The organism is Sphingobacterium sp. JB170, from assembly GCF_900163865.1.
Lineage (GTDB): Bacteria > Bacteroidota > Bacteroidia > Sphingobacteriales > Sphingobacteriaceae > Sphingobacterium.
In genome coordinates this window covers 1-26,872 of sequence record NZ_FUKU01000006.1, presented here as the reverse complement: position 1 = coordinate 26,872, position 26,872 = coordinate 1, and the positions used below count along the sequence as shown (strand labels likewise).

Genomic DNA, 26,872 nt, shown 5'->3' with positions numbered 1-26,872 from the left:
AATAAAAGCATGAAGTTAATTCAAAAGCAATCTGTCTTTCATAATGAAGTGTTAACGCGCTTTGAACTTTACAAAAGTTTGTTCCTTACTTTGCCATTTCAGAGTGTAAAGCATACCGGTACTATTCTTCCTTTTTTTTCGACACACTGTGAGAAGGGAGTAGAAGAACACCTCGCACCACAAGAGATCATTGATACTTTCTTCGATCAGTACGAACAGTATGTGCAGGAGGAAGATCGTATAGATTTTTTATTCCGCATTGTTCAATATATTGAACGTCAAGTCGTGTTGTTTGATGCGGTTGAAGATTCTGCTTTTCATTCTGTCGGTAAGAATGAGGATACGGGCGTGTTGCAAGCATTGTTTATAAGGGCCAAGGATAATCCTTCACTCAAGAAGAAAATTGTAAATAAATTGCATGACTTCTCTGTCAGATTAGTCCTAACGGCACACCCAACCCAGTTTTATCCCGGACCGGTGTTAGCGATTATCACCGACCTTATTGAAGCATTGAAATTAAATGACGTACCAAATATTCAGTTGCTGTTACAGCAGTTAGGTAAAACTCCATTTATTAATAAGCAAAAGCCAACACCAGTGGACGAAGCAGCTAGCTTGGCCTGGTTCTTAGAAAATGTATTCTATCGGGTAGCCTCGGAAATTCAAGCGAAGATCGATAGTGAAATGGAAGTGCCTGTCGAAGAAGTGAAACAGTTGATTGAACTCGGTTTTTGGCCAGGTGGAGATCGTGATGGAAACCCTAATGTGACAGCCGAAAGTACGAAAACTGTGGCGAACATGCTGCGCACGATTTTATTCCGGTGCTATTACAGAGATTTTAAAAACGTTAAACGGAGAATAACGTTCCGTGGAGCGGAAAAATATTTAGATATCCTTCAAGACCTATTTTACGATAACAGTTTTCATCCCAAGGAAAACCCGGAGGATGAGACGTCGATCATATTGGATAACCTTCGTGCGCTCAAAGAAGTATTGGATACGCAGCACGACGGTCTTTTCGCTGAATTGGTTGAAGACCTTACACGTAAGGTATTGACATTTGGTTGTTATTTTACTACGCTTGACATTCGTCAGGATAGCAGCATCTTAAAAGATACATTTAACTATTTAGTTAAAAATAATAACGATACGCAGTTAGACTTGGAAATGATTAGCAATTCGGAAGATGAAAAGGAAAAAACAATGCCTTTTACGGAACTGGATCTTACGCATAATGAGCAGGCTGAGCCTCTCGTTGCCGATACGCTCGACGTGATCCGGTTGTTGAAAGATATTCAACATGCGGGAAGTGAAAGAGCTGCCCAGCGGTTTATCATTAGCAACTGCCAAAATGCTTCCGACATACTGGGGCTGATGCAGCTGTTTTTGTGGTCAGGCTGGAAGAAAGATACGTTGACCATTGATTTCGTTCCCTTGTTCGAAACCGTGGACGATTTGTCAAGAGCCGCTGAAGTAATGCGCTCCTTGTATATGAATTCCGAATATACAAAACACCTTAAGATGAGAGGTAACAAGCAGACTATTATGCTAGGCTTTTCTGACAGTACGAAAGACGGGGGGTACTTGATGGCCAACTGGTCGATCTATCGTGCAAAAATTGAACTGACGACGATCTCACGGGAGTTTGATGTTGATTTGGTGTTTTTTGATGGGCGTGGTGGCCCTCCTGCTAGAGGTGGAGGGAAAACGCAAAAGTTTTATGCTTCAATGGGCAAAGAGATTGCAAATGAACATATTCAACTTACCATTCAAGGCCAAACAATTAGTAGTCAATATGGTTCCCTCGAGACGGCTCAATATAACATTGAGCAGCTCCTACAAGCTGGTATTGTATCCGAAATACAACAGAAGGATGGTGATACCTTAACTAATAAGCAAAAACATATTATTGATCAAATGGCCCAAGTGAGCCATACTAAGTTTATGGCCCTACGTAAGCACCCTCTCTTTTTAAAGTATCTGGAGACATTAAGTCCATTAAAGCAACTTTCAAATGTTAACATCAGTAGCCGCCCGGTAAAACGGAATTCAGGTAAGGAGTTACGATTGGAAGATCTTCGTGCGATTAGTTTCGTTACTTCGTGGAGTCAACTTAAGCAAAATATCCCAGGTTTCTATGGGGTAGGAACGTCGCTGCAGTGGGCAGAAGAAAACAACCTCTGGTCCTATGTGCAAAATCTCTATGAGACCTCAGGAATGTTCAAGACGATTATTGATAACTGTATGATGTCGATGACAAAGTCAAATTTTGACATTACCGCCTATATGGAAAAAGATGAAACGTTTGGTGAATATTGGACAATGTTACGAGATGAATTTGAATTAACTAAGAAATTTGTTTTGAAGTTAAGTAAATCGGAAGTGCTGATGGAGTATTATCCTGTTGAGCGTGCGTCTATATTGGCTAGAGAGAAAATTATTTTGCCATTGTTGACAATTCAGCATTATGCAATTCGCACCATATTAGACAAAGATTTGACAGAAGAGCGAGAAGCTATTTATACAAAACTTGTTGCCCGTACCATTTACGGCGTGGTGAATGCTGGACGAAATTTAGCGTAGAAAGAAGTAAGTTATTTTATTTGAATACGAAAGTCGATTATTTTCCTATTTTTGTAGGATAAATTCAAAAGAAATGAGATTTAACACTTTATTTGTAGCAAGTGTATGTGCGAGTGCCTTGTTAGCTTCTTGTAACCCGAAGACTGCTGAAAAGAATCAATTAAAGTATACCCATACAAGTATTGTCGATGGTGATGCTTACGAGTTCTTTAAAGTGGTTGGTAGCAAGTTAGTTTATGAATCTGATTATGCGGCTTATGCTGCAAGTGTGGCGAAATCTCCACAAGCGAAACAATTGGCGGAAAAAGTGAATGAAGTATATAGTGCGTTAATTCCGGCTGTAGATAGTTTAGCGACACAAAATCAGGTTGATTTCCCAATCAAAGGTGCTGAAGTTTTTAAGTCACCGGTAGTAGCCGCAGTTGATTCTGTAGAAACCGAGCACGCTGTTAAGGCCTATTCTGACGAAGCCTATATTCACCATGTTTTGCATGAAGTAACGATTATTAAGGATCGATTTGAAAGATTAAGTCGGAATACGGGAATGGAATTGCGAGAATTCGGTTCGGAAAATGAAGAGAAAATAAACGAAATATTTACACTTGCAGGTGGTAAAGCGGACGAACACGGACATCACTAAGAATGTTAAAATGATAGAAAAGGGAATGTAGCGATATATTCCTTTTTTTGTGCCTAATAATTTGCAAGATACCGGCGAGATATGGTGGATATTATCATTGTGCTCGACAATAGTAAGGATTAGTCGAGGAAAATCTTTTGTTAACTCTTCTGTTAGTTTTTTGTTATTCTTTTAATAACTTAACAATATATTAATATTTGATTTATTAATATTGTATTATTGAAAAATTACGTCATAAATCATACAATTAGTGAGATACGGAGCTATAGATATTGGATCCAATGCTGTTCGCCTATTAATAGCGGAGGTTAATGAAGAGGTTTATCCTGTTCAGTTTAAGAAGGAAGCGTTTATTCGGGTGCCCTTGCGGTTGGGCGACGATTCATTTATTCATCAACATATTTCTGAAACTAAGTTTGAGAATATGCTCAAAACGATGCATGCTTTTCGGAATTTGATGGACGTTTATCGGGTAACTGAATACATGGCTTGTGCGACTTCGGCGATGCGAGATGCCGATAATGGAAAAGATATTGTGAAAGCCTGCCGTAAATTTGGAATTGAAATTCAGATTATCGATGGGGCAAAGGAAGCGCAGATAATCTATAATAACAATATCCAAGACACGATGGATAAAAGTAAAGTTTACCTGTACATCGATGTGGGTGGGGGGAGTACAGAGATATCATTATTCTCGAGTGCGGAGCTAATTGCCTCAAAATCGTTTAACCTAGGTACTATTCGTATTCTCGATAATCAGGATAGTAGTGAAACGTGGGATGAGCTCAAGCACTGGGTTAGGGAGCACACCAAGGGATACAAGAACATTTATGGTATAGGTACTGGTGGTAATATTAATAAGCTGTCTCGCATTGCTAATGAAAAGCTTGATAAACCGATGTCGTATTCTAAATTAAAGGCTATTTATACGTATTTGAGCTCCTATTCGCTTAAGGACCGGATTCATGTCTTAGGGTTGAAGCAAGATCGTGCTGACGTAATCATTCCTGCGGCCGAAATATTTCTGACAATTATGCGAGTTGGGCATCTGAAAAACATCGTTGCTCCACGCGTTGGCTTAGTGGATGGAATTATTCAAACTTTGATAGACAACAATTTACAAAATAGTAAGTAAAATATATTTATATTTCTTTTCTAATATCCTAAAAAGGTTTATTTTTGCAACCGTAATACCCAGGTGGCGAAATTGGTAGACGCACCATCTTGAGGGGGTGGCGCCTTCGCGGGCATGGCAGTTCGAATCTGCTCCTGGGTACTAGACTGAAAAAAACGAAATCATTGATTTCGTTTTTTTATTTAACCGAGTCGGGTCCGATATTATTCGCTCTCACCGTTATTTCGGCAATGTCTAAAACATCGATCTGTTGTTCCTTATCTTGATTTTTAATGCCGTCGCGAAGCATTGTCATGCAAAACGGACAGGCAGAGGCAACCAGGCTCGCTCCAGATTTAAGCACGTCGGAAGTACGTTCTATATTGATATCCCTGTTTCCGGGTTCGGGCTCTTTAAACATTTGTGCTCCACCGGCACCACAACATAGCCCATTGCTTTTACAACGTTTCAACTCCACGAGGTCCGCATCTAAGGTTTCTAAGACGACTCGCGGTGCTTCATACACATTATTTCCACGCCCGAGGTAACAAGGGTCATGGTAGGTGATACGTTTACCTTTGAATTCATGCTGATCATTTGGGCGTAATTTACCCTCGTCGATTAAAGACTGAATTAACTGTGTGTGGTGTATCACTTCGTAATTACCGCCGATGTCTGGATATTCATTCTTCAGCGTGTTGAAACAATGGGGGCAGGCTGTGACGATTCGTGTTACCTTGTATCCGTTGAGTACCTCGATGTTGGTCATCGCCTGCATTTGGAACAGAAATTCGTTTCCTGCACGTTTTGCAGGGTCCCCTGTACATCCTTCCTCTGTGCCGAGTATTCCAAATTTGATTCCCACATGATGTAGTATTTTACAGATGTCTCTGGTGATACGTTGCGCACGTTCGTCGTAACTCCCAGCGCAACCTACCCAAAAGAGTAGATCTGGCGATTCGCCTTTTGCGGTCATTTCTGCAAGTGTCGGTATTTCTAGTGTTTGCTTCATAACATTGATATTATTTATTTTGCCCAGTTTGCGCGGTCGGCCTGCGCATATTTCCATGGCGCACCATTGTTTTCTATGTTGGTAAACATCGCGTTGACGCTCGAGGGCGCCTTTGATTCCTCCAGGACTGCATATTGTCTCAACCCAATTATTATCTCTAAAGGGTTGATGTTAACCGGGCATTGCTCTACGCATGCATTACACGTGGTACACGCCCAGAGCTCTTCTCGGGTGATATAATCGTCGATTAGTGCTTTCCCGTCGTCTTTTTGTCCGGGGTTGCTGGATAGATGAACACTCAATTCTTCCAAGCGATCCCGTGTGTCCATCATTATCTTTCGTGGCGAGAGAAGTTTTCCTGTAATATTGGCCGGACAGGCAGCCGTACAACGACCGCACTCGGTGCAGGTATAGGCGTCGAGCAAATTCTTCCACGTTAAGTCTTGCACGTCTTTCACCCCGAATCGGGCAATTTCCCCGTCGGGAGGCGGAATCGACGGGTTTAACATTGCTTTGACCTCCATAGTCACGCTTTCTATGTTTTCGAATTTGCCCTTAGGGTCAAGTTTCGTAAAATAGGTGTTCGGGAATGCGAGCAAGATATGCAGGTGTTTGGATATCGGGAGATAATTTAAAAATAACATCACACCGATTATATGGAACCACCATGCGGAGCGTTCAATTGCAATTAACGTAGAGGTGTTGTTCGGTAGTACCTCTACTAGTAAGTTGCTTATTGGGAATGAACCAGCTGCACTATAGGGGGGGATATGCATTTCCTGGAGCTTGTAATCCGCTGCGTTCATAATTATAAAGGCACTCATCAAGAGGATTTCCGTTAGGAGAATCAAGTTGGCGTCGGTCTTTGGCCAATTTTTTAATTCGGAGCCTTTGAATCGAAATATTGACATGACGTTTCGACGGATTAGGAATATGATACAGCTGAACAAGACGCCAAACGCTAAAATTTCGAAGCAAAAGATTAAGAAATTATAAAACTCCCCCATCTGCGCGAATACGCGGTGTGTGCCGAAAATACCGTCGATTACAATTTCCAGCATTTCGATATTGATAATACAAAATCCGATATAGACCATTAGATGAAGTAGGGCCGGAAGAGGCTTCTTAAACATTTTCTTCTGGCCGAAAGCAACCAAGAGCATTAGTTTAAGCCGTTCACCGGGGTGTTCGGTTCGATCAACAGGTTTGCCTAATTTAATATTTCTATAGATCCGCCGCGCATTGAGGGAAAACATAACGATTGCTGCGGTGAATAGACACAAAAATATGATTTGACTGATCATAGCTATTTTTAGGTTTTAACAGCTATAAATATACATATTAATGCTATGCGTGCATAATATATATTAAAATAGCTTACTTCTTTTTGCACGTTAAGGTAACACCCAGAATGGTCATTATGTTTTATGTACGCTTTACAGCATTTGTTATAAAAGGTATTAATGATTTTGGAATGGAGTGTACCATAACTTTAAGATCCGAGTTATTCTTGTTATTTTTGCATTTCAAAATAGTCTAGAAGAGTAATACCTATGCCTGTAAAAATACCTGACAATTTGCCTGCGATTGAGCTTCTAAAGAAGGAAAATATCTTTGTGATGAATGACTTTCGTGCAGACACGCAAGACATTCGTCCGATGCGCGTGTTAATCCTTAATCTCATGCCACTTAAGATTTCCACGGAAACGGATTTTGTACGTCTACTTTCCAATAATCCGTTGCAGGTAGAAGTCGAGTTTTTACGACTTGATACACATACGCCAAAAAACACGCCGCAAGAGCATTTGAAATTGTTCTACAAAGGATTTAGTGATGTGGAAAATAACTTCTACGATGGTATGATTATTACAGGGGCGCCCGTGGAGATGATGAAGTTTGAGGATGTTTCATATTGGCCAGAAATTCAGCATATATTTGATTGGGCGCGAACACATGTTACCTCAACTCTTTATATATGTTGGGCATCACAAGCTGCTCTATATCATTTTTATAACGTTAAAAAGGAGGTACTTGACAAAAAACTATTTGGTGTTTTTAAACACACAGCAAGAGATAAACACCTTCCCTTATTTCGCGGCTTTGACGATGAATTTTTCATTCCGCACAGCCGTCATACAACGATGCTGGCCTCTGATATAAACCACGATGAGCTTGCTATACTCTCGGAATCGGAAGATGCGGGCCTCGCAATGTTATCATCGCGAGGCGGTCGTGAGTTTTACCTGACCGGGCATTCCGAATACGCGCCGTTTACCTTGCATGAAGAGTATTGTCGCGACCTGGAGAGAGGAAATGACATCGCAGTCCCGGAAAATTACTATCGTGCGGATAATCCGAGCAATCCGCCAATTGTTACATGGACTAGTCATGCGAATTTACTTTTTAACAACTGGCTCAACTATTACGTTTATCAAGAAACTCCGTTTGATCTTAAGAATGTTGCGCACTTAGGTGAAATTAAGAACACTAACTAGATCGGTCTAAAGCTTTACTTTGTATGTCACGCGTCGTTTCATGCAATTTCGCGAGGTTATCTATCATTTTTTTTAGTAAGTTCAGATAGTGCTGATTCTATATACTTGAGCCCAGTTTCCGAATAGGGCAGTTGCAGTGCAAATTTATGGCCTACCTTATCCATCTTTAGTAAACTCTTTTTGAGGATATTTACAATTTTTTCTTCATGTTTAGGATAGAATTTCTCGTATTGAAATTCTAAAAACACTAGACAGAGCGCATTTTCCATCGTTTGTACGTCGGGATTACCTTTTATTTTCTTTTTGAGGATTATCTGCTCAACTTGGCTGATGAGTTCGTCCGAAAAATCGAGATTAACCAAAATATCGCGCGTGGTACTGGCGTGGTGTAGCGCGAGCTCCTTGCGCCAGTTTAAGTATCCATTTTTATCCATGGCAAATGAGGAACGTGGTATTTCCCAACGGCCGATGTGTTGTGATTTCGAAGCGAGCGTCAACGCGGTACTTCTTGTTGGCGCTAGTTTATTTACCCAATCATAAAGTTTGTCCGCGAGGAAAAGTTCTTGGGGGTAGCTTGCGTGATGCCAAACGAATATATTGGGGTCGTTTTCGTTGTAATCATCAAATTTATTTAGGGCTGTCTGTACTTTGTTTGCCATCGTAAAACGAGTTTAAAATTTTTAATTCTATTCTCCCTTTTGTAGCGGGGGAGCCTCGGGGTTAAAGATAGCGAATTAAATGAGTATACGGATCCGCAAACCGTGTTTTGCGTGCATTTGAAAAGATGTAGGATACGGATGCTGTCCATTTTAAATTTAAATTATGGAGAAAACTGTTGCCGAGAGCGGACTATTGGCATTGGCTAACGTCGCAGTGTTGTCGTCCAAAAGTAAAAAAGCGGCTATGACTTGGTTTTTGTACATGGTATTCCTAAAATATTTTTACCTTTGCAAAATCAATTCAAGCTATGAGTGACGCTATAAAACACGAGTGCGGTATAGCACTTGTTCGACTACTGAAACCCCTCTCTTATTATCAGGAAAAATATGGGACACCCTATTATGGAATCAATAAGTTGTATCTACTTATGGAGAAGCAGCATAATAGAGGCCAAGATGGTGCTGGTATTGCAACGATTAAATTCGATGTAAAACCCGGTAACCGATATATCTCCCGATATCGTGCAATGGGTTCGACGGCTGTGGCCGATATTTTTGAATACGTTCAAAAGAAGTTCGCAGCCGTAAACAAGGCTTATCCGATAGAGTCTAAGGACCCGCAATGGTTGAAAGATCATGTGAGTTTTACTGGAGAGGTTCTTTTGGGACACCTTCGCTATGGAACGCATGGGAAAAACAGTATTGAAAGCTGTCATCCGTTTCTGCGTCAAAATAACTGGATGAGTCGTAATTTAGTTGTTGCAGGTAATTTCAACATGACAAATGTAGACGAACTTTTACAACAGTTATATGAGCTCGGGCAGCATCCGAAAGAACAGGCCGACACGATTACTGTTTTGGAAAAAATCGGACACTTTCTAGATGATGAGAATCAAGAGCTGTTCGATAAATTTAAAAAGGAAGGTTATTCGAATGTCGAGATTAGTGCGTTGATAGCGAAAAATATTGATGTAGAGAAAATACTTACACGGTCGGCGAAAACGTGGGATGGAGGTTATACAATTGCGGGTATTTTCGGACACGGAGATGCTTTCGTGATGCGTGACCCGTCAGGAATTCGTCCAGCGTTTTATTACCGCGACGAGGAAGTTCTTGTCGTTTCCTCGGAACGACCGGTTATTCAGACCGCCTTCAATGTTCCATTGAACTCTGTTCAAGAAATAAAGCCTGGGCACGCACTAATTGTGAAGAAGGATGGTACGATAACAGAAGAAATGTTCCGTCAGCCAACGGAGCAAAAATCTTGTTCGTTCGAAAGAATTTATTTTTCTAGGGGTTCCGATGCCGATATATATAAAGAACGCAAGCAGTTGGGTAATTTATTGTGTCCGCAAGTTCTTGCAGCGGTAAACAACGATATTAAAAACACGGTTTTCTCTTTTATTCCCAATACAGCAGAGGTTTCTTACTATGGCATGATGGATGGTATTAATACGTATGTCAGGGATTACCAACGTGATATACTTTTGAATCGTTCTGATAAAATTTCCGATGAAGAATTGGAAGAGGTTATTAGTATTAAGCCAAGGTTTGAAAAGCTGAATGTTAAAGACGCAAAGTTACGTACGTTTATTACCCAAGACGCCGATCGTACGGATATGGTTCAACACATATATGATACAACATACGGAATTGTAAAAGATCATCAGGACACAATTGTGGCGATCGATGATTCAATCGTGCGTGGTACGACGCTGAAACAAAGCATTCTGACGATATTAGATCGCTTAAATCCAAAGAAAATTGTAATCCTTTCTTCGGCACCTCAAATTCGTTATCCGGATTGTTATGGAATTGATATGTCACGAATGGGTGAGTTTGTGGCGTTTGAGGCTGCTGTGTCCTTATTGAAAAAGAACGGACTTGCACATGTTGTTGATGAAGTGTATCAACGTTGTGTTGCTTCGATTACAAAATCAAACGATGAAATTGAAAATTATGTAAAAGCGATATACGAACCGTTTACAGATGATGAGATATCTCTTGAAATAGCCCGTATTATTCGTCCGCATAATTTGAACGCGGAGTTAGACGTTATCTATCAAACGCTAGATAACCTACACAAAGCTTGCCCGAATCATCTTGGCGATTGGTACTTCTCAGGGGACTATCCGACGCCAGGCGGAAATAAAGTCGTAAATCGAGCTTATATGAACTGGGTCGAGGGTAAAAATGTACGCGCATATTTCAGCAGTTAGGGTAAAAAGGATTTTTTAACTTTTATTATAAAGTTTTTATAATATTTCCTATCTTTGCCACTCATTAAATATTAACAAATATTATTTTATAACAATGTACGCAATAGTAAATATAGCAGGGCAGCAATTTAAGGTTGCAAAAGACCAGTATCTTTTTGTACACCGTTTACAAGGAGACGAAGGCGCTAGTATTGAATTTGACAATGTATTGTTGGCGGAAGACGGTGGTAAGTTCACTGTAGGTACACCTAGTATTGAAGGTGCTAAAGTTTCAGCTACGATTTTGTCTCATTTGAGAGGTGATAAAGTTATCGTTTTCAAGAAAAAACGTCGTAAAGGTTACAAGAAGAAAAACGGACACCGTCAACACTTCTCGAAAATCCAGATCACTGGTATCAGTTTATAATAGAAATTTTTAATCTGACTTCTTTTAGTCATAAATTAAGATAAAAAAATGGCACATAAAAAAGGTGCGGGTAGTTCCAAGAACGGCCGTGAGTCACATAGCAAGAGATTAGGTATTAAAATTTTTGGTGGTCAACAAGCGATTGCTGGTAATATCATCGTACGTCAACGCGGAACGCTTCACAATCCTGAGGCGAATGTTGGTATCGGTAAAGACCATACATTGTATGCCCTAATTGATGGTACTGTAGTTTTTCGCAAAAAAGCGAATAACAAATCGTACGTATCGGTAGTCCCTGCAGAGCAGAACTAATTTAGTGTAAAAATTTAAAAAGCTGTAAAGAAGATAATTCTTTACAGCTTTTTTGTGTCTTTTATTCATGATCGCGCTGATGTGGGGTGAGCCTGTAGTAGTCTTTTACTTCTTGTAGCATTCATCGGATCATGCGAAAAAGAATAAATTTATGCGTAGAATTTAGATCGCCTGGTATAAAGAATTCCTTGTTCCTTTCCTCCTGAACGGTGCCCTCAATATCCCTTTATCTTGGTACTGAATGATTCCGCTGAAGCATTCGTATGCCTGTTATCAAAGTAGTTTAAATGGTCCGATAATGATTTTGGATGATTCTTGAGACCGCACCAAATGTCTTCAAACCTGATTTTTCGACATCATTGTACCACTGAGTCAGCCGGGTAAAACCTACACCCTTTTCTTTGGTATTACTGAAGATGTGGGATGGCCAATTTTATCTATTTGTTCTCCTGTTCGATAGCTTCCCATCTGTATTCAATGCGAAGCTTCTTGACAGCACCCCGGCCAGCTGCTGGAAGTGTGAAAGCGATCGGCGACCAGTTTGGCATGGGGAAAAATGCGCGACGGGCAATCCTTTCCAGCGTGGGCGTCAGATCCAGCGTGACCTCTTTCACCTTTTTGCAGACTCGATTGGGTATCTGTTCCAATATCGAAATAACCCGTTCGCTGACAGTCCCTTTGATTGCGGCTAATAATGTTCCTTTCTTCCCCTGACCTCATAAAGTTGATGGCCATCTGCCATCTTTTCAACATGGGTAAGTTCGAAATGTTCGGTGAGTCCGCAAGGCAATAACAACGATAGAAGTTCCTGCTCAAATGTCGTAATCAATAAAACATCAAAACTAATATTTTATCCAAAGCCCCCAAGTTTTTGTGCTTGATCCCATGCTTCTTAAGTGTTTCTCAAAGCACCTAAATATAAGAGGAGGGGCCGGTATATTTTCTTTGGATTCCCGAAACCGAGTAATAAAAAAAGCAACCCTTTTTTGTTAGGATTGCTTTTTTTTATTGACAAAATTTGTTTACTATAAATAACGCTGTATCGACCGGCTCGTTAAATAATTAACATCGCATCGCCGTAAGAGTAAAATCTATATTTTTCTTTCACCGCTTCTTCGTAAGCAGCCATTGTGTTTTCATACCCAGCAAATGCGGCGATCATTACGAGTAATGTCGATTCCGGGGTGTGAAAGTTGGTGATCATTGAATTGGCGATACTGAAATCGTACGGTGGATAGATAAACTTACTTGTCCAGTCATTAGCCGGTTTTAGATGTTTGTCTGCAGATACCGCTGATTCGATTGCTCGCATTGAAGTCGTCCCGACTGCACAAACCCGTCTTTTCTCGTCAATCCCTCTATTTACAAGTCGCGCTGATTCTTCTGAAATCAAGTACTGCTCGGAATCCATTTTGTGTTTAGTCAGATCCTCCACCTCCACGGTGCGGAACGTCCCAAGACCCACGTGTAGAGTCACTTCCGCGAAATCAATTCCTTTCAATTCTAAGCGTTTCATTAATTCGCGCGAGAAATGAAGTCCGGCGGTCGGTGCTGCGACCGCACCCTCATTTTTGGCATAAATCGTTTGGTATCGGAATTTATCTTCGGGTGTGGCTTTACGTGTTATGTATTTAGGGAGGGGTGTTTCTCCGAGGATTTCAATGTTACGACGAAACTCTTCGTCAGTACCTTCGAAAAGAAATCGGATCGTACGGCCTCTTGAAGTGGTATTATCTACAACTTCTGCGACCAAAAGATCCTCGTCACCGAAATATAATTTATTGCCTACACGTATTTTTCGCGCAGGGTCTACGAGTACATCCCAAAGACGTAATTCTTTGTTTAATTCTCGTAATAAGAACACTTCAATAGTGGCACCGGTCTTTTCCTTGTTTCCATACATACGCGCAGGGAAGACTTTGGTGTTATTTAAGATCATTACATCTTTGTCGTCAAAGTAATCTAAGACGTCTTTGAAGATTTTATGTTCTATTTTTCCAGTTTCACGATGTAAGACCATTAGACGTGACTCATCGCGTTGCTCTGAGGGTTCTGAGGCTAAAAGTGATTCCGGTAAGTTGAATTTAAACTGTGATAACTTCATTTTGTTCTCGATATATTTGTTCTACAGAATCCTTAACAAATTACAGGTGTTAAGGTTTCAAAAAGGCTTACAAAGATACGGATAATATATGTGATTTTCATGCTTTTTGACCTTATTATTCGGTGCAACACAAATATAAATTTATATATTTACGGTGAATATGTTTTTAGCCATTAGACTGATTAAGGAAAGTTGTGGATTTGCCATCGCAGCGCTAAAAGATAACAAGACCAGAACGTTGTTATCTTTACTTGGCGTTACGATCGGAATTATGACCATTATCGGAGTATTCTCCGCAGTAGACACCTTGCGTAGTAACTTGGAAGATTCCGTAAAAAAGATTGGTAGTAGGACACTTTACGTCGAAAAATGGCCCTGGGACGGTGGCCCAGATTTCCCTTGGTGGAAATACGTAAACCGGCCTGAGCCCAAGTACATGGACTATGAGTCGGTTGGGAAGCGCATGACCACCGCAGAAAAGGTTGCCTATTCCATCAATATTTCAAATTCTACGGCAAAATATAAAAACAATTCTGCTAGTAATATTACGGTCGTAGCCGGAACGCACGACGTGTACCAAATTCGAAACCTAGAGATTACCGAAGGACGGTATTTTACAGATCAGGAGTCGAGAGGAGGGACAGGAAGCGTTGTGTTAGGCGCTACGATTGCCGAAGGTTTGTTTCCGACAGAAAGCCCAATAGGGAAATATGTGACACTATTGGGACGTAAAATACAAGTAATTGGAGTATTGAAGAAGGAAGGGTCAGGAATGTTATTGGACGTTTCTAACGATGAGGTCGCGTATATTCCCTTTACCTTGGGCCGGAATTTGGTGAATTATGAAAATTATTCACCAAGTATATCGATTGAAGTAAATGAAAATTATTCGCTCGAAGAAGCAGAAAGTGAGCTTATCGGCATTATGCGATCTGCGCGCCGAATAGCGCCGCAACGTGAGTCTGACTTTTCGATTAATAAAACAACGCTAATTACCGCTCAACTTGACCAAATGTTTACGATTATCAATTTGGCTGGATTTTGTATCGGAATCTTCTCAATTCTTGTGGGTGGCTTCGGTATTGCCAATATTATGTTTGTAAGCGTGAAGGAACGTACGAACTTGATCGGTATACAAAAAGCGTTAGGTGCTAAACAATATTTTATTTTGACTCAATTTTTGGTGGAGAGTATTTTGTTGTGTTTGATCGGTGGAGCGATAGGGTTAGGGGTTGTGTATGGCTTAGCGGCGCTTGTTAGTGTCTCGATGGACGTGACGATTGTTGTAAGTATTAAGATGGTGGTGCTGACAACGACACTCTCGACGATAATTGGTTTGATCGCTGGAATCGTTCCTGCAATTAATGCGGCGCGTATGGATCCAGTAGAGGCTATTCGTAGCAAGTAAGTAGCAGTCCATATTCTCGGCTTCATATGAAATGCGCTACAACAAATAGGGCCATTAAAGTTTTACGTTTAACAGCCCACACTGATTGATTATTTGTTTTATAGCTACTTACGACAGTTTGCTGAGCGCCTCTTTCATGCGGCGTAAAGCTTCTTTTAGATTTTCATCGGAAGCGGCATATGACAAACGAATATAATTATCGTTTCCAAAAGAATTACCTCCAACTGTCGCAATATGCCCCTCATTTAATAGATAAAGAGCGAGCTCTTCGGAACCATTGATCACGTTTCCGTTTAAATCTTTCTTTCCGAAAAATGAACTTACCTCAGGGAAAAAGTAAAATGCCCCCTCGGGTAAATTTGTTTTCACGCCGGGAATATCATTGAGCAAATCGAAAACGAGCTGACGTCGGCGGAGAAACGCTTCTTTCATTTTTTGTACACCCGCTAATCCTTCATTGTAGGCGACGATGCCCGCACGTTGCGAGATAGAGCACGTTCCCGAGGTCGTTTGGCCCTGAAGCTTATCATTAGCGGATGCGATTTCTTTGTTTGCTGCAATATAACCTAAACGCCATCCGGTCATCGCAAAAGCTTTTGAAAAACCATTAACAATGATAACACGATCCTTTATACTATTGAATTGTGCAATTGATTCGTGTTTGTCTATAAAATTGATGTGTTCGTAAATTTCGTCCGATAAGATAAAAATATTCGGGTGTTTTTCGAACACTTTAGCAAGCTCGGCTAGTTCTGCTTTACTATATACCGATCCCGTAGGATTGCATGGCGAGGAAAACATGAATAATTTTGTTTTCGGTGTAATTGCTGCTTCCAGCTGCTCCGGCGTGATTTTAAAATCGGATTCAATATCTGCATTTATAAATACGCTCTTACCTTCGGCTAAAACAACCATTTCGGAGTAGGAGACCCAGTATGGTGTTGGGATTATGACTTCATCACCGGGATTGATAAGCGTTAATATCACGTTTGAAAGCGATTGTTTAGCTCCGGTTGAAACAACGATTTGGGAAGTTTCGAAATCTAAGCCATTTTCGTTTTTTAATTTATCAACTATTGCTTGGCGCAGTTCTGGGTATCCCGGGACCGGTGAATATCTCGTGTAATTCTCGTCAAGTGCTGTTTTCGCCGCTTGCTTTACGTTGTCAGGTGTATTGAAGTCGGGTTCGCCCACACTTAAACTAATGACATTGATGCCTTTGGCTGCCAATTCACGACCAAGCTTGGTCATTTTTAGGGTTGCTGATTCGGATAAGTTGTTTATCCTATTCGATAAATATGATGTCGTACTCATGATAACACAAAGATATTATATACACTTCATTTATCCCATCTAATTATTGAAAAAAACGAATTAAATTTATTGTTTTTCCTCAATATTTTCAAAATAGTCTGAATATGTCGCACTATTGGTATATTCGATGAAATCTTAATGTGATGAGGGTAAAATTCGACACTTTTATTATAGCGCTATTTGTGTTCATTCTGTTGGCTTATTTTAGTCCACAGTTATATTTGTGGGGCCAAGGAAAAGTTCTTTCATCGATAACGTTGATTGGAGTTTCGTTGATTTTCTTCTTTTATGGGCTAAAGTTGAGCCTACCTAATTTGAAGTCTGGTCTGCGCAACTGGCGAATGCACTTGGTGATCCAAGGAGCGACTTTTGTTTTATTCCCCTTGCTTGTACTCTTGTTTTATCCCATGATTTCCAGTTCCATTCAGGAGGATTTTTGGCTTTCGTTTTTCTTTTTAGCGACTGTACCCTCTACTGTTTCGTCGTCCGTAGTAATGGTTTCAATTGCCCAGGGAAATATTTCTTCTTCAATCTTTAATGCAAGTGTTTCCGGTTTAATTGGAGTGGCGATCACGCCACTGTGGATGCAGTTTTTCTTGGACTTTGGCCACGTGAACGTTTTAATGGACGTGTATTGGGGCTTAATTAAGGAGATTATTATCCCCGTAATTGTGGGACTTTTATTACAACCCTATTTAGGCGAATTCGCAATGCGGCATAGTAAGGGGCTCGCTAATTTTGATAAGTTAGTAATCTTGCTTATCGTATACGGCAGTTTTGCCGAATCCTTTGTCAGCGGCGTGTTTAACACCGTCGAACCTACCTATCTAGCCGGTGTTTTTGTTGGAGTAGTGGCAATGTTTGTTATGGTTTACGGGGTATTGTACTGGTTAAGTACAGCAGTGTTCCATTTCAATCTAGAGGACCGTATCACGGTATTATTCTGTGGGTCGAAGAAATCACTGACTCATGGGACAGTTTTTGGAAAGTTTTTGTTTGTTAATTCCTCGGCAGCGGGTTTGTATTTTTTACCCTTGATGATATTCCATGCGTTCCAAATTTTAGTAATCACTTTTATAGCGCAGCGTTATGCGCGAAAAAAGCGCTTGGTGTAAAATAGTTAGTGGTAAGGAGGAAATGTCTTTTTGCCCCAAAGATTGCTAATTGATCAGTCCCATCCGCTAAAGAATGAAACTTCCTAACGAACAACGTTCTATTAGGAAGTCCCCAGCGAAGTTAATCTCGATGATTAACCGTATATTTCGTTTAATTCTTTGGCTAAGCGGACGCCTGCTTTCAGAAGACATTCCTCCATCTTGTACTTGTTTTTGTAGATATATTCATAACGTAAGTTATTATTTAATGCAACGTCTGCATATATCTCATTCGCAAGCTGGTGTGCTTCGTATAGCCATTGCATGTAGTTTGTTGAGGTGTATCTTTTATAATAAGCATCGGGATATATATCCAATACTTCGGCGTACTCTGTGAAGCTATAACCTTCGTAGTCCACCAACCCGGAGTCCCACACGCGGTGTATATTATCCTTTTTACCAAAAAACTCGACTTCAATCTTATTACCTCCAAGATCTTCCGCGCGGCTCACGTGCATTGGTTGGTGAGCATCTCCAATGAGGTGAATGATAAAATACAGATATTCTTGTTGGGTTTTTATGTCCTTGTTTCTTTGTTTCGCATTTTCCTTGATCGACAGGTATGTGTTGAAAACGTTGGGTGTCGTCAACGATTCAATAGCCGATTTGAAATCTTTAAATTGTAAATTGCCTGGCGTGTTTACAAAATGTATGGCTCCCGTTGAACTTAACCGCTTGTCCGGATCGGATTTGATAAAATCACCCCAATTTGCCCAGTAAGCCAACTTCTGTTTACCGATTAATTTTTCAATATTGCGCTTCGCTTTTTTACTGAGGTGCTGCTCCGCTATTTCGGCGATGACACGGTGTCCCGTCATTCCCCAGGCGTTCGTCCGCTCGAATTGAAAAAGGAGGACGCAGACCAATGTCAGTTTTAAAATTGTTCTCATTTCTTTTTGATAGTATGATCGCAAAGTTACACAAATGCTAAAATACAAAGGCGACGTATTTGCTAAAAAAGATAATCGTTCCTACACCAGCGATTTTCGTTAATTTTTGTGTTGCCAGAAAAACTTTTCTGTGGATACGCTGTTTGGATTGTAATGGATAAGAAAAAATCGTTGCTTTTGTTGACTGCAGTCGCTGCGGGTACAACAATATATAATTTACTAAAGCCGATTCAGTCGAACGTTTCTGTCGTGCAGGATTTTGACACGGATCGCTTTCTTGGAAACTGGTATGAAGTCGCTCGGATGGATTTTTTTTGGGAGAAGAACTTGATAAATGTAACGGCTAATTACTCACTCAATGAAGACGGAACTATTGGTGTGTTGAACCAAGGATACGATATCCTGAAAGAAAAATTTAAACAGCGTCAAGCAAAAGCTGTTTTTGTTCGAAACAATAACGAGGGAGCGTTAAAAGTATCTTTTTTTGGCCCATTTTATTCAGGATATAACGTCGTTCGAATTGATGAAGACTATCGCTACGCGCTTGTGTTTGGCGAAAACCTTGATTATATGTGGATTCTATCACGCGTAAAGTCGGTTCCTGACTCGGTTAAACAAAGTTATTTAAAGTATGCTCAAGCGTGTGGTTATCGCATTAATGAGCTGGTTTGGACAGTGCACAATTAAAAAGCGTTTCCCTTCAATAAGATCCCTTTACCTTTTCTAGGTCAACTTCTAAACTGCTTTAAAACAGAAAAGGCACTCATTGAGCGCCTTACGTGGTGGAGAATATCGGATTCGAACCGATGACCTTTTGGCTGCCAGCCAAACGCTCTAGCCAACTGAGCTAATCCCCCGCTAGGATTGCCCAAATATAGGATTTAATATTGAATAATCTAATGTGGGATCCGAAATTATTAAGTTTGCAATTTCCATTATATCATCCGTGGTAATTATGTTTCCGACTCCCGCATTAAAGCGTTTGGTTAGCTCCAAGGCTACTTGCTGTCGTTCCCCTTTGGTAATCAGTTTGGAACCTGTATAGAAATTGACAAGAGAAGTGCTAAACGTAATAAAAGTGTCGATTGTATACGGTGTATTTTGTTGTAGCGCGTAACGCATGAATTTTTCAAAATCATTTACAATCATCTCTTGTTTCTCATTCGTCATTCTACAAAAATAGCTTTTTCGCATTTATAATCAAGTACGCGTTTTCCACGAAATAATTGGGTTTGATGGATTTTTTAATTAATAGCCGAATTTTGGCTATCTTAAGCCACGACTTAACGTTGAGTTCATATTAAGAAATTATCTTTGGACCAATTAATTAATGTATAACAGGAAGTGGCGAAACGCGGGCGCATTCCTCACACATGGACTGAACTCCAATAGTGTGTCTCCTGCGCAACTAATATGAAAAAAGGTAATTTAATTTTATGCTTGTTTTTACTATTTGTTTCTGGTGCAGTTGCCCAACAAAAGCCTAAGTATGTATTCCTACTTATCGGCGATGGTATGGGGCTAAATCACGTAAACTTGACAGAAGTTTATCTAGCGGCACAAGAAGATCGCAATACCGTATTCCCATTAGCGTTCTCTACCTTTCCATTTGCTACTTTCGCAACTTCATTTTCCCTTTCTAACGGAGTAACCGATTCAGCCGCAGGAGGAACTGCATTAGCTGTTGGACAAAAAACGAAAAACGGAGTAATAGCGATGGATAGTGCAGCGACACGTAGCTTTAAAAGTATCGCCTATGCTGCTAAACAAGCGGGTATGAAGGTCGGGATTACAACATCCGTCAGTATCGACCATGCGACACCTGCCTCATTTTACGCAAACCGTGCGAATAGAAATATGTATTACGAAATTGGTTTAGATCTTATAAAATCCAATTTTGATTTTTTCGGTGGTTCTGGATTTTTGAGGCCCGAGCAAACCTTCACAAAGGAGAAGGCTCCTTCACTTTTTCCACAATTTGAAAGGGGTGGCTACCAGTTGGTATACGGGTTGGATGAATATAAAAGCGCTAAAAAGGGCGAGAAAATAATTTTGATGAATAAAAAGGGAGAAGATAATGTAGCGCTCAAATATGCGATTGACCAAAGCGAGACCGATATGAAATTGGCAGATATTACAGATGCCGCTATTCAGTCGTTATCTACCGACAATGAGAACGGTTTTTTTCTAATGGTAGAAGGAGGGAAGATCGATTGGGCATCGCATGCCAATGACGCGGCCACGACCGTTGAAGAGGTGCTAGATTTTAATGAAGCCGTAAAACATGTCATAACTTTTTATGAAAAACATCCCGATGAAACGCTGATTATCGTGACAGCGGATCATGAGACTGGTGGTGTCGCAGTAGGTACTGGTGGAAGCCGTTTAGCGACAAAAGTTCTTGCGCAACAACATGTTTCACACACGGAATTATCGAGTAGAATTTCTGCTTTACGTGAGGATGGAAAAACACCTAGTTGGGAAGAAGTAAAGAGTGTTTTGTCCGAGTGTTTGGGGCTATATACTGCCATCAAATTGACAGAGAAAGATGACAAGGTTCTTCATGATATTTATGAAAAGTCATTTGTCAACCATCAGAATCAGACTGCAAAAAGTTTATATGCAACCGATGATAAACTCGCGAGTGAGGCGTTGAAAGCTTTAAGTCGGGCGGCGACAGTATCCTGGGCGTCTGGTGGGCATTCTGCCGCATATATACCAGTATATGCTATCGGTGCAGGTGCTGAACTGTTTACGCAGAAAATGGATAATACGGATATCCCCAAGAAGATTGCGACCGCTGCTGGATTGCAATTAACGAACTAACTGGATGTAAATGAATTTGGAATAGCTGCCTGCAGAATTTAAAACTGCAGGCAGCTTTCGTTTAGAAGGGGGCTTCTTCTTCTTCGTGTTCATGATTAGGATTGAAAGTTATTATTCCTCGTTCTAATACAATGGGGTTTTCCAGTATCATAAAACTCGCTACACGAATTTCGGCAACATGGCGATTGATCTCCTGAATATCTTTGTATTCGTGATAGACGAGCGATCCTTGAAGAATTATTTTGGTACCCTTTTTACAAGTCTTTAACAATTTTTCGGCTTGTTTTCCCCAAAATACAAGTGAATGCCAATAGGTAATCTCGTTCCATTCTCCTTTACCGTTTTTAGAATATTCATTAGTTGCTAACCGTACGTTTGCAACTTTAATCCCTTGCGAGGTAGAGTTTATTTCTACATCTGCTCCTAAGCGTCCAATTAATTGAACTGCATTTACTAACATGTTCATAAAAATAATTGTAAATCATTAATTCTAGTGTTAAATTTAACACATCAAAACACCTTGCTTTGACGATTCAAAGATGAAGATGCTGCAACTGATCAGTCGGGTGTTAAATAATTATATGTGCTTATAATCGTTTTTAAACGTTTACAAACGGATCATTATGGCAGAAGAAAAAGTATGTTTAGATTGTGGTGCGCCTATTCGAGGGCGCTCAGACAAGCGGTTTTGCGACGATGCATGTCGGAATTCCTATAACAACAGAATTAATAGTACGTCAAGTATATTTATAAGAAAGGTAAATAGCACGTTACGAAAAAACAGACGAATACTAGAAGAGCTTTTAGGTACAGAAAAGACAATCAAGGTTTCACGAGAACATTTGTTAAGAAAAGGACTAAATTTCGATTATTTCACGAACCAGATTGTGAATGTAAAAGGTCAGGTTTATTATTTCGTATATGAATACGGTTATCTGGATCTCGAAGAAAATACGTTTTTGATTGTTCGTCATAAAGGGAACTAATTCGTCCGAGGGTCTTCGGTGAGAAGGACGTTTGAACACGGCTGGTTCGCACGGCGAGAGGGCGAGGCGGTGCTTTTTTTAGTAACGAAGGAGCTTGGCCTAATAATGCTTGGCAAATTCAGGGATGAACTCTTTCCAATTCACGTCATCCGTCTTTGTTCCTAAACGGACGATGATTAAGTTTCGTTTCGGGTTGACGTAAATATACTGACCCAATAAGCCGTCTGCTGTGAAATCGCCATCGCGTGAAGGCAGCCACCACTGATATTGATAGTTCCATGCGCTACCGTCTGCAGTGTCTATCTTCGTTGATTCTTCGACCCATTTTTGCGATATAATTTGTTTGCCTTCCCAATTACCTTTATGTAAGTACAAGCGACCCAATTTTGCGAAATCACGCGCTTTCGCATTAACGCAGCAAAATGTTTTCTCCAGACCATCCTTTTTTCTGTCTATACTCCACGATGCATCGTATTCCATTCCGATTGATTTCCATATTTTTTCATGAAAATAATCGGTAATGGATCGATCTCCAATTGCGCGTTCAACTATCAGCCCCAGAAGCTGCGATTGACCACTGGTATATTCGAATTTTTCGCCTGGCGATCGTGCGAGCTTTAATTTTGATATTGCCTTACGTAAGTTCGTGCCGTAATAAAAGGTAGCAACATGACCAAATGGATTTTTGTAGGCCTCATTAAAATCCAACCCCGATGTCATTTGTAACAGGTGTTTTATAGTCACCGCTTCGAATCCATTCGCACGAAGTTCGGGAATATAATTTGTAACCGGTTCGTTTACCGATTTGATCAAGCCCTCATCAATTGCAATTCCAATGAGCATCGAGGTGAACGATTTCGCCATCGAAAAAGAGGCCACTGTGGACTCTTCATCGTATCCTTGGAAATATTTTTCGTACTGTATCGTGTCGTTTTGTATGACTAAAAATGCGACCGAATGCTTCTGTTCGATGAACTCTTCAAAAGCGATATTTTGGTTGTTGTAACGGGTCGATTGTGGAAACTTGGGCGTTGCGGCATACGGAAATAAAAAAGGTTCTTCCGGCGCTTTTAGCGTACGAGATGGGAATATTTTATAATCCGTGATGTTCGCGTAGTTGTAATATACAAAGCGCCCTAGTTTGCAAGACTGCAACGTTAGAATGACCATTAGGAAATATACGGACGTAAGTCGTTTATTCATCGATACTAAAGATAGTATTAATGCAGTTGTAAAACAAAAGGAATCTGTCGCTAGGTTAATTGCTGTTATCGGGGAACCGGGGGGCTTATTGCCAAAGGTTACCATCGCCATCCTACAGACGATGACGAGTGATCCAAAATTCTGTATCCATGAAACCGGCTGCTAACATAATAGCGCCATCACAAGTGATTTAAACACTTGTATAAATATCCAGCTTGAAGCTAGTAGGATGATATTACCATTGATTAGGTAGATCCACTGGTGTTTGGGCTGATCGCTCCATATTCAAAGAGAATACTAGAGGAAATCAGGCAAACCCAAAAGCAATAAAAAAATAAAATTCATCGTAATTTCTTTATATTGAATTATGATCAGTTGCTCGCCGCCCGTACCAAATGCAAGCTATTATGCCGCAACCGACATTACCTTAGTCACCTTCGAGCTCCATGATTTCTTCTGCAAGTGATTCCCAGGTCCTCTGCAGTTGAAGGAATGACGCTTTGGTCGAATTGTAGGTGCGTGTCGCCTCTTGCAACTTAACGGAGTCGCTATAGATCGATTCGTCAGCGAGGTGTTCTTCGAGTTTTTTTACTTCAATTTCTTGCCGACCAATTTTCTCTTCGAGCTGCGAAAGCTCTTTGTTTTTACGTTGTAGGATGCGCTTTACATCTTCCGAGGCAGTTGATGCTTCGTTTTTCGGGTCGTTCTTAACGGCTTTCTTTTCTTGTTTAGCCTGCGGTTTAATTACCCGTTTCTGGTTCCATATCTCATATTCTTCATAGGTGCCCGGATAGGATTTGATCTCTTTATCTTCAATGAACCAAATTTTATTGGCAACATGATCCAAGAAATAACGGTCGTGCGATACCACAATTATCGTTCCTTCATATTGTTGGAGCGCTTGAATAAGAATGTTCACCGAGGCCATGTCCAAGTGGTTCGTCGGCTCATCCAATACAAGGAAATTTGCATCTGCTGTTAACGCTTTGGCCAAGGCGACACGAGATTTCTCGCCTCCTGATAGAACTTTTATTTTTTTAAATACATCATCGCCGGTGAAGAGAAAGCAGCCGAGTATCGAGCGTAGCTCCGTCTCGCTATGCTTCGGCGCGAATGAAACAAGCTCTTCTAAAATAGTGTTCTCTAAATGTAGGGCTTCAAGTTGATGCTGTGCGAAAAATGTTTGCGAAACGTTATGTCCTTTTGTACTTGCACCCGAGAAATCATCATCCGCATCAGCGACAATACGCAATAAAGTAGATTTTCCTTTTCCATTAGCACCTATGAGCGCTATTTTGTCGCCTTTTTCAATTATTGCACTTGTATCATCTAAAATCTCTAGGTTAGGGTAGCACTTGGATACGTGTTCCATTGTAACTACATGCCTTCCAGAAGGTTTAGAGAATTTGAAACTAAAATTTACTACGGGATTATCGTCGTCGATATTATCGACACGTTCCATTTTGTCTAGCGCTTTGATACGCGATTGTACCATTTTTGCTTTACTGGCTTTTGCGCGAAAACGTTCAATTAATTTCTCTTCCTGTTTAATTTTTGCCTGTTGGTTCTTAAACTGATTTCCCTGGATCTCCTCTCGCATGGATTTCTCCTCAAGATAATAGGAGTAGTTTCCGGCATATATTGTTAATTTTCCTTTTCGCGATTCAACGGTTTTGTTGATTATTCGATCTAGGAAATAACGGTCATGGGAAACGATAACGATCGATCCGTCGAATGATTGCAGATAGTTTTCTAACCACTTAATGGACGGTAGGTCTAAGTGATTGGTCGGCTCATCCAAAAGTAAAATATCTGGTGTTTGTAGTAAAATACGGGCAAGCATCACGCGCATCCGCCAACCTCCGGAAAAGGTTGCAAGCGGCCGTTTTTGTTCTTCGTCAGAAAAACCGAGTCCGGCAAGAATCTCATGCGCCCGAAACTCGATATTGTAACCATCTAAAGCCTCAAATTCCGTTTGTTTATCGCTTAATTTATTTAGAACTTCATCCGAGTAATCGGTCTCCAATTTTTTTAATAGCTTCTCAATCTCCTCGTGTAACTGATTTTGACGCTCAAATGCCTCCATAGCCACTTGTACAATGTTTTTTTCGGAGTGGTAGGAGAGTAGATCTTGGTTTAGATAACCAATTTTCAAATCTTTAGCCATCGATATTGACCCAGAAGTTGGCGCATAGTCTCCCACAATAAGTTTTAGTAAAGTGGATTTTCCTGCGCCATTGGCACCAATTAATCCGGCTTTATCACCTGGTTTTATATGCCAATTTGCCTCGTCATATAATGCACGAGAGCCTAGTTCGAATGTTAAGTTATTTATTGAGATCATTTCGATGCAAAAGTAATGAATATTTCTTCATCTTTGGCTACCTTTGCGCATATGTATAAACTAGTCAAACCATTATTTTTCACGATGGATCCTGAGACCGCTCATCATCAAGTGACAAGTGGCCTTCGTAAGTTTCGTAACGTGTGGGGAATGAAATCGTTGTTGAATTCCATCTACACGGTGGATGACGAACGTTTAGAACGTGAAGTTTTTGGACTTAAATTCAAAAATCCTATTGGTTTGGCTGCCGGATTTGACAAGAATGCGGAATATATAGCTGAAATGTCCAATTTGGGATTCGGCTTTATCGAAATTGGTACGGTTACACCGAAACCTCAGCCTGGGAATGATAAACCACGTATGTTCCGTTTAGTGGGGGATTCGGGGCTGATTAATAGAATGGGTTTTAATAACCAGGGGGCAGATGTCGCTGCAGGAAGGTTAAAAAAACTTAAAAATCGAGGAAACCTTATAATAGGTGGAAATATCGGAAAAAATAAAGCGACGCCGAATGCGGATGCGGTAAATGACTATATTTACTGTTTCAATGTCCTTTTTGATTATGTCGATTATTTTGTCGTTAATGTGAGCTCGCCCAATACACCTGGATTACGTGATTTACAAGAAAAGGAGCCTTTAAAAGGGATTTTAAACAAACTCCAAGAGCTTAATCATACGAAATATATACAGAAACCGATTCTGCTCAAAATTGCGCCAGATTTGACGAAGTCGCAATTGGATGATATTATCGAAATTGTATTGGAAACCCAAATTGCGGGTGTAATCGCGACCAATACAACGATTTCAAGGGACGGTTTAACGAGCGAACCATCGGTAGTAACGGAAGCCGGAGGTGTAAGTGGCAAGCCGCTAACAGCTCGATCGACACAGGTGATTAAATATTTGCATGTAAAGTCCGGTGCCGCTTTTCCAATTATTGGAGTTGGGGGTATACATTCGGCCGAAGATGCAATTGATAAAATTCAAGCCGGCGCAAGTTTAGTGCAGGTGTATACAGGCTTTATATATGAAGGGCCAGCGCTTGTAGGAGATATTTGTAAAGGTATATTAGCGTTGGAATCATAATTCATCTTTTTCGTCAGAATTTAAAAAATACAAAAGGTTAGTCGATACTTCATCGGCTAACCTTTTGGTGTGCCCAGCATGGGCAATAACTCTAGGGTGTAAGTCCCGAACACGCCT

At 40.5% G+C, this 26,872-nt stretch carries 24 protein-coding genes and 2 tRNA genes; 14 read left to right on the top strand and 12 right to left on the bottom strand.

Features of this window, described 5'->3' with window-relative positions:
- The first annotated feature begins 9 nt into the window (after positions 1 to 9).
- The 4 genes from FM107_RS01065 to FM107_RS01050 all read left to right on the top strand — a co-directional run bounded on the left by FM107_RS01065 (position 10) and on the right by FM107_RS01050 (position 4,499).
- Positions 10 to 2,583 (top strand): phosphoenolpyruvate carboxylase, encoded by a 2,574-nt coding sequence (locus FM107_RS01065; RefSeq protein ID WP_086946687.1) that lies wholly within the window; start codon positions 10 to 12, stop codon positions 2,581 to 2,583.
- 73 nt (positions 2,584 to 2,656) lie between these two features.
- Positions 2,657 to 3,223, top strand: coding sequence for a hypothetical protein (locus tag FM107_RS01060; protein ID WP_086946673.1), 567 nt, complete (start codon positions 2,657 to 2,659; stop codon positions 3,221 to 3,223).
- A 250-nt stretch (positions 3,224 to 3,473) separates the two neighbouring features.
- Positions 3,474 to 4,358 (top strand): exopolyphosphatase, encoded by an 885-nt coding sequence (locus FM107_RS01055; protein ID WP_086946672.1) that lies wholly within the window; start codon positions 3,474 to 3,476, stop codon positions 4,356 to 4,358.
- 57 nt (positions 4,359 to 4,415) lie between these two features.
- Positions 4,416 to 4,499 (top strand) — tRNA-Leu (locus tag FM107_RS01050).
- A 37-nt stretch (positions 4,500 to 4,536) separates the two neighbouring features.
- Here FM107_RS01050 and FM107_RS01045 read toward each other — a convergent pair.
- Both FM107_RS01045 and FM107_RS01040 read right to left on the bottom strand, forming a co-directional pair.
- Complete coding sequence (locus tag FM107_RS01045; RefSeq protein ID WP_086946686.1) at positions 4,537 to 5,349, bottom strand: (Fe-S)-binding protein; 813 nt, start codon at positions 5,347 to 5,349, stop codon at positions 4,537 to 4,539.
- 14 nt (positions 5,350 to 5,363) lie between these two features.
- Positions 5,364 to 6,653, bottom strand: coding sequence for a (Fe-S)-binding protein (locus tag FM107_RS01040; protein WP_086946671.1), 1,290 nt, complete (start codon positions 6,651 to 6,653; stop codon positions 5,364 to 5,366).
- Positions 6,654 to 6,902: 249 nt separating this feature from the next.
- Here FM107_RS01040 and metA point away from each other — a divergent pair, with 249 nt between their 5' ends.
- Positions 6,903 to 7,844 carry a homoserine O-succinyltransferase gene (metA, locus tag FM107_RS01035; RefSeq protein ID WP_086946670.1) on the top strand — a complete coding sequence of 314 codons (942 nt, stop codon included), beginning with the start codon at positions 6,903 to 6,905 and terminating at the stop codon, positions 7,842 to 7,844.
- A 56-nt stretch (positions 7,845 to 7,900) separates the two neighbouring features.
- Here the strand turns inward: metA and FM107_RS01030 are convergent, their stop codons facing one another.
- Positions 7,901 to 8,503: a DUF4202 domain-containing protein gene (locus FM107_RS01030; RefSeq protein ID WP_086946669.1), complete on the bottom strand. Its 603-nt coding sequence runs from the start codon at positions 8,501 to 8,503 to the stop codon at positions 7,901 to 7,903.
- 308 nt (positions 8,504 to 8,811) lie between these two features.
- On the opposite strand from FM107_RS01030, the gene FM107_RS01025 reads away from it, so the two are divergent.
- The 3 genes from FM107_RS01025 (at position 8,812) to rpmA (ending at position 11,440) form a co-directional block, all read left to right on the top strand.
- Positions 8,812 to 10,722, top strand: coding sequence for an amidophosphoribosyltransferase (locus tag FM107_RS01025; protein WP_086946668.1), 1,911 nt, complete (start codon positions 8,812 to 8,814; stop codon positions 10,720 to 10,722).
- A 94-nt stretch (positions 10,723 to 10,816) separates the two neighbouring features.
- Positions 10,817 to 11,128 carry a 50S ribosomal protein L21 gene (gene rplU / locus FM107_RS01020; protein WP_086946667.1) on the top strand — a complete coding sequence of 104 codons (312 nt, stop codon included), beginning with the start codon at positions 10,817 to 10,819 and terminating at the stop codon, positions 11,126 to 11,128.
- 48 nt (positions 11,129 to 11,176) lie between these two features.
- Complete coding sequence (rpmA, locus tag FM107_RS01015) at positions 11,177 to 11,440, top strand: 50S ribosomal protein L27 (protein WP_086946666.1); 264 nt, start codon at positions 11,177 to 11,179, stop codon at positions 11,438 to 11,440.
- A 474-nt stretch (positions 11,441 to 11,914) separates the two neighbouring features.
- Here rpmA and FM107_RS19270 read toward each other — a convergent pair whose 3' ends face one another.
- Both FM107_RS19270 and queA read right to left on the bottom strand, forming a co-directional pair.
- Positions 11,915 to 12,193, bottom strand: coding sequence for a hypothetical protein (locus FM107_RS19270; RefSeq protein ID WP_143559394.1), 279 nt, complete (start codon positions 12,191 to 12,193; stop codon positions 11,915 to 11,917).
- A gap of 301 nt (positions 12,194 to 12,494) precedes the next feature.
- Positions 12,495 to 13,544 (bottom strand): tRNA preQ1(34) S-adenosylmethionine ribosyltransferase-isomerase QueA, encoded by a 1,050-nt coding sequence (queA, locus tag FM107_RS01005; protein WP_086946664.1) that lies wholly within the window; start codon positions 13,542 to 13,544, stop codon positions 12,495 to 12,497.
- A gap of 160 nt (positions 13,545 to 13,704) precedes the next feature.
- On the opposite strand from queA, the gene FM107_RS01000 reads away from it, so the two are divergent.
- A complete protein-coding gene (locus FM107_RS01000) occupies positions 13,705 to 14,952 on the top strand; it encodes an ABC transporter permease (RefSeq protein WP_086946663.1) in 1,248 nt (415 codons plus the stop codon).
- A 108-nt stretch (positions 14,953 to 15,060) separates the two neighbouring features.
- Here the strand turns inward: FM107_RS01000 and FM107_RS00995 are convergent, their stop codons facing one another.
- Positions 15,061 to 16,266, bottom strand: coding sequence for a pyridoxal phosphate-dependent aminotransferase (locus tag FM107_RS00995; RefSeq protein WP_256959266.1), 1,206 nt, complete (start codon positions 16,264 to 16,266; stop codon positions 15,061 to 15,063).
- 143 nt (positions 16,267 to 16,409) lie between these two features.
- On the opposite strand from FM107_RS00995, the gene FM107_RS00990 reads away from it, so the two are divergent.
- Entirely contained in the window at positions 16,410 to 17,381 is a 972-nt protein-coding gene (locus FM107_RS00990) for a bile acid:sodium symporter family protein (protein WP_086946662.1), read from the top strand.
- Positions 17,382 to 17,515: 134 nt separating this feature from the next.
- Here the strand turns inward: FM107_RS00990 and FM107_RS00985 are convergent, their stop codons facing one another.
- Positions 17,516 to 18,310, bottom strand: coding sequence for a S1/P1 nuclease (locus FM107_RS00985; protein WP_086946661.1), 795 nt, complete (start codon positions 18,308 to 18,310; stop codon positions 17,516 to 17,518).
- A gap of 153 nt (positions 18,311 to 18,463) precedes the next feature.
- On the opposite strand from FM107_RS00985, the gene FM107_RS00980 reads away from it, so the two are divergent.
- On the top strand, positions 18,464 to 18,997 hold the full coding sequence (locus FM107_RS00980) for a lipocalin family protein (RefSeq protein WP_086946660.1): 534 nt from the start codon (positions 18,464 to 18,466) through the stop codon (positions 18,995 to 18,997).
- Between the two features lie 93 nt (positions 18,998 to 19,090).
- Here FM107_RS00980 and FM107_RS00975 read toward each other — a convergent pair.
- Both FM107_RS00975 and FM107_RS00970 read right to left on the bottom strand, forming a co-directional pair.
- Positions 19,091 to 19,167, bottom strand: a tRNA-Ala gene (locus FM107_RS00975).
- Position 19,168: 1 nt separating this feature from the next.
- On the bottom strand, positions 19,169 to 19,480 hold the full coding sequence (locus FM107_RS00970) for a hypothetical protein (RefSeq protein ID WP_086946659.1): 312 nt from the start codon (positions 19,478 to 19,480) through the stop codon (positions 19,169 to 19,171).
- Positions 19,481 to 19,723: 243 nt separating this feature from the next.
- Here FM107_RS00970 and FM107_RS00965 point away from each other — a divergent pair, with 243 nt between their 5' ends.
- Positions 19,724 to 21,136, top strand: coding sequence for an alkaline phosphatase (locus FM107_RS00965; RefSeq protein ID WP_086946658.1), 1,413 nt, complete (start codon positions 19,724 to 19,726; stop codon positions 21,134 to 21,136).
- Between the two features lie 61 nt (positions 21,137 to 21,197).
- On the opposite strand, the gene FM107_RS00960 is transcribed toward FM107_RS00965, so the two are convergent.
- Complete coding sequence (locus FM107_RS00960; protein ID WP_086946657.1) at positions 21,198 to 21,602, bottom strand: single-stranded DNA-binding protein; 405 nt, start codon at positions 21,600 to 21,602, stop codon at positions 21,198 to 21,200.
- A gap of 157 nt (positions 21,603 to 21,759) precedes the next feature.
- Between FM107_RS00960 and FM107_RS00955 the strand changes: the two genes are divergently transcribed.
- Positions 21,760 to 22,122 carry a hypothetical protein gene (locus tag FM107_RS00955; RefSeq protein ID WP_086946656.1) on the top strand — a complete coding sequence of 121 codons (363 nt, stop codon included), beginning with the start codon at positions 21,760 to 21,762 and terminating at the stop codon, positions 22,120 to 22,122.
- 99 nt (positions 22,123 to 22,221) lie between these two features.
- On the opposite strand, the gene FM107_RS00950 is transcribed toward FM107_RS00955, so the two are convergent.
- Positions 22,222 to 23,325, bottom strand: coding sequence for a serine hydrolase (locus FM107_RS00950; protein ID WP_086946684.1), 1,104 nt, complete (start codon positions 23,323 to 23,325; stop codon positions 22,222 to 22,224).
- Between the two features lie 427 nt (positions 23,326 to 23,752).
- Positions 23,753 to 25,669 (bottom strand): ABC-F family ATP-binding cassette domain-containing protein, encoded by a 1,917-nt coding sequence (locus FM107_RS00945; RefSeq protein WP_086946655.1) that lies wholly within the window; start codon positions 25,667 to 25,669, stop codon positions 23,753 to 23,755.
- Between the two features lie 51 nt (positions 25,670 to 25,720).
- Between FM107_RS00945 and FM107_RS00940 the strand changes: the two genes are divergently transcribed.
- Complete coding sequence (locus tag FM107_RS00940; RefSeq protein WP_086946683.1) at positions 25,721 to 26,755, top strand: quinone-dependent dihydroorotate dehydrogenase; 1,035 nt, start codon at positions 25,721 to 25,723, stop codon at positions 26,753 to 26,755.
- Positions 26,756 to 26,872 lie beyond the last annotated feature (117 nt).

Coding starts and splice junctions, on each gene's coding strand:
- FM107_RS01065 (WP_086946687.1), top strand. CDS start 10: ATGAAGTTAATTCAAAAGCAATCTGTCTTTCATAATGAAGTGTTAACG.
- FM107_RS01060 (WP_086946673.1), top strand. CDS start 2,657: ATGAGATTTAACACTTTATTTGTAGCAAGTGTATGTGCGAGTGCCTTG.
- FM107_RS01045 (WP_086946686.1), bottom strand. CDS start 5,349: ATGAAGCAAACACTAGAAATACCGACACTTGCAGAAATGACCGCAAAA.
- FM107_RS01040 (WP_086946671.1), bottom strand. CDS start 6,653: ATGATCAGTCAAATCATATTTTTGTGTCTATTCACCGCAGCAATCGTT.
- metA (WP_086946670.1), top strand. CDS start 6,903: ATGCCTGTAAAAATACCTGACAATTTGCCTGCGATTGAGCTTCTAAAG.
- FM107_RS01030 (WP_086946669.1), bottom strand. CDS start 8,503: ATGGCAAACAAAGTACAGACAGCCCTAAATAAATTTGATGATTACAAC.
- FM107_RS01025 (WP_086946668.1), top strand. CDS start 8,812: ATGAGTGACGCTATAAAACACGAGTGCGGTATAGCACTTGTTCGACTA.
- rplU (WP_086946667.1), top strand. CDS start 10,817: ATGTACGCAATAGTAAATATAGCAGGGCAGCAATTTAAGGTTGCAAAA.
- rpmA (WP_086946666.1), top strand. CDS start 11,177: ATGGCACATAAAAAAGGTGCGGGTAGTTCCAAGAACGGCCGTGAGTCA.
- FM107_RS19270 (WP_143559394.1), bottom strand. CDS start 12,193: ATGTTGAAAAGATGGCAGATGGCCATCAACTTTATGAGGTCAGGGGAA.
- queA (WP_086946664.1), bottom strand. CDS start 13,544: ATGAAGTTATCACAGTTTAAATTCAACTTACCGGAATCACTTTTAGCC.
- FM107_RS01000 (WP_086946663.1), top strand. CDS start 13,705: ATGTTTTTAGCCATTAGACTGATTAAGGAAAGTTGTGGATTTGCCATC.
- FM107_RS00995 (WP_256959266.1), bottom strand. CDS start 16,266: ATGAGTACGACATCATATTTATCGAATAGGATAAACAACTTATCCGAA.
- FM107_RS00990 (WP_086946662.1), top strand. CDS start 16,410: ATGAGGGTAAAATTCGACACTTTTATTATAGCGCTATTTGTGTTCATT.
- FM107_RS00985 (WP_086946661.1), bottom strand. CDS start 18,310: ATGAGAACAATTTTAAAACTGACATTGGTCTGCGTCCTCCTTTTTCAA.
- FM107_RS00980 (WP_086946660.1), top strand. CDS start 18,464: ATGGATAAGAAAAAATCGTTGCTTTTGTTGACTGCAGTCGCTGCGGGT.
- FM107_RS00970 (WP_086946659.1), bottom strand. CDS start 19,480: ATGACGAATGAGAAACAAGAGATGATTGTAAATGATTTTGAAAAATTC.
- FM107_RS00965 (WP_086946658.1), top strand. CDS start 19,724: ATGAAAAAAGGTAATTTAATTTTATGCTTGTTTTTACTATTTGTTTCT.
- FM107_RS00960 (WP_086946657.1), bottom strand. CDS start 21,602: ATGAACATGTTAGTAAATGCAGTTCAATTAATTGGACGCTTAGGAGCA.
- FM107_RS00955 (WP_086946656.1), top strand. CDS start 21,760: ATGGCAGAAGAAAAAGTATGTTTAGATTGTGGTGCGCCTATTCGAGGG.
- FM107_RS00950 (WP_086946684.1), bottom strand. CDS start 23,325: ATGAATAAACGACTTACGTCCGTATATTTCCTAATGGTCATTCTAACG.
- FM107_RS00945 (WP_086946655.1), bottom strand. CDS start 25,669: ATGATCTCAATAAATAACTTAACATTCGAACTAGGCTCTCGTGCATTA.
- FM107_RS00940 (WP_086946683.1), top strand. CDS start 25,721: ATGTATAAACTAGTCAAACCATTATTTTTCACGATGGATCCTGAGACC.